Origin of the sequence: Streptomyces sp. 8L, from assembly GCF_020176795.1 — a bacterium.
GTDB lineage: Bacteria > Actinomycetota > Actinomycetes > Streptomycetales > Streptomycetaceae > Streptomyces.
In genome coordinates, this window is sequence record NZ_JAIUKE010000833.1 from 1 (window position 1) to 2,020 (window position 2,020).

Annotated in this window: 2 protein-coding genes; one reads left to right on the forward strand and one right to left on the reverse strand. The window is 73.1% G+C overall.

From position 1 onward, the window contains the following. Positions 1-120 precede the first annotated feature (120 nt). Positions 121-981 carry a L,D-transpeptidase family protein gene (locus tag LCE31_RS39225; protein ID WP_225023032.1) on the reverse strand — a complete coding sequence of 287 codons (861 nt, stop codon included), beginning with the start codon at positions 979-981 and terminating at the stop codon, positions 121-123. Positions 982-1,459: 478 nt separating this feature from the next. Between LCE31_RS39225 and LCE31_RS39230 the strand changes: the two genes are divergently transcribed. Beyond that, the coding region (locus LCE31_RS39230; RefSeq protein ID WP_225023033.1) for a GNAT family N-acetyltransferase at positions 1,460-2,020 on the forward strand (561 nt) is incomplete at its 3' end.

Genomic DNA, 2,020 nt, shown 5'->3' on the forward strand with positions numbered 1-2,020 from the left:
AACGCGGAGGCCGGGGGCGGCGCAGGAGGCGGGTCGGGTTCAACACAGCCGGGAGACCGCGCCGGGCTCGCGCGGCTGGCTGAGCCGGGCTCAACAGCCCGGAGGCTGCGCCCGGGCGTGTCAGCTCGCGAGCGACTTCGCGTCGCCCATCACGATCACCGGATGGCTCGCCGGGTCCAGCATCCGCAGCAACTGCCTGATGTGGTCCTTCGAGATCGACACGCAGCCCTGCGTCGGCCCGCCGTGGTCGACGTGAATCCAGATGCCGCCGCCGCGCGCCGCGCCCATCGGCTTGCCCAGGTCGAGCGGGCTGCTGCCGGTGTCGCGGTTGTAGTTGATGGCCACGACGTAGTCGAAGGCGCCCGCGAGCGGCTCGCCGTCGAAGCCCTGCCCGTACGCGGTGAAGTGGTAGCTGTGGTCGTAGGGCAGTCTGGTGCCGGGGTTCGGGTATTTGCCGCCCGCGTCCGTCAGCGAGAACACCCCGATCGGCGAGCGCCGGTCGTCGACCATGTGGTGCGTCGTCCAGCCGCGCAGGGCGTTGTGCGCGGGCCAGATGTCGGCGGCCGGGCTCCACGGCGCGCCGCTGTCGCTCCGCTCGTAGAGGCGGAAGGTCGCGGTGTTCGTGTCGCGGTTCGCTCCCGTCACCACGATGGCCTGGCGGGTCTTCGCCGGGATCTTCGCGGTCATCCGGGGGCCGACGCCGGGGAGCGTGGGCGCGGACTGGTCCGGGATGCGGGCGCTGAGCGCCGAGCGCGTCTCGGAGCGGTTCGCCTTGTCGTCGTCGGCCGAGCCCTGGGTGGCGCTGCCGACCCCGTCCTGTGCTCCCGCGCTCCGGTCGCCCGAACCCTCGTGGTGCTCACCCGCCGTGGTCGCCGTGCCGCATCCGGCGAGCAGCAGCCCCCCGGCGAGCAGCATGGCGGCCGGCCGGCGCCCGTCTCGCAGGACGCGGAGGAGGCCGGGGCGGACGGACGGGAGAGACATGGGTGAGCCCTTCGCGGTAGAGGTCGCCCCGGGTCCGTACGGATGGGGTACGGGCCCCGCGGCGACGCCTGTTGGTGCGGTGGAGGTACGGCACCCGGCAGATCCGGTGTCCCCCGGCACCCGATCGTCGCATGACGCCCCGGTTGAGCCTGTGTGGTGCGTGCGCTTCCCCTGTACAGGACGGTGCCCGCCGCCCTGGCGTCGCACCGACACCGCACAGGATAGCCGCCCGCACACACCGGGTGATGTCCGGCCACGAATTGTCACCGTACGTCAATCCTACGATCACCTTGAACGGGTGGAGTCCGGCCGGTCGCGGACCTGACGCACCGACAGGCGCGCGCTTGCCCGCGGGGCCCCACCGGGGCGCGCCGGCCGACAAAGATCCCCGGGGCGGTTTCCGTGCCCCCGCCCGCCCTGCGACGATGGAAGCAGATGTTCACGGTCCGCACGGGCCCAGGTGGGAGGACAACCTCACGTGGCAGAAGTCTTCTTGCGTCACCTGAGCAGGTGGCAGGCCGAGCAGCAGCAGGAGGCTCTCGCGGACGAATTCGTCGAGACGTACCACCGGGCGCACGGCGCGGAGTACGAGGACCGGCAGGCGTTCCTGAAGGCGTTCAACCGCGCGTTCAGCAGGGACGGCTTCGACATGGTGGTCGCGGGCTCCGGCGGCAGGACCGCGGGTCACGCCTACGGCTACCTCATCGACCGCTCGGGCGACTGGTGGCGCGGCCTCGGCGCGGATGAGCCCTGGGACATGGAGGAACTCACCGTGTCCGGGCGGGTGTTCGCGCTCGCCGAGCTCACCGTACGGCCGCCGTACCGGCGGGTCGGGGTGGCGGGGCGGCTGCTCGAAGCGCTTCTCGCCCGTACGGACGCGGCGCTCGCCGTCACCCGCGTCGACCCCCGGAACGCGGGCGCGACCGCCTCGCTCACCTCCTGGGGCTGGGTGCGGCTCGGCACGGCGGGGGCGGACGACGCGCACGTGCCGTCCGTCGGCATCGGCCCGGCCACCGAGGTCTGGGGGCGGGCCCTGCGG

Coding starts and splice junctions, on each gene's coding strand:
- LCE31_RS39225 (WP_225023032.1), bottom strand. CDS start 981: ATGTCTCTCCCGTCCGTCCGCCCCGGCCTCCTCCGCGTCCTGCGAGAC.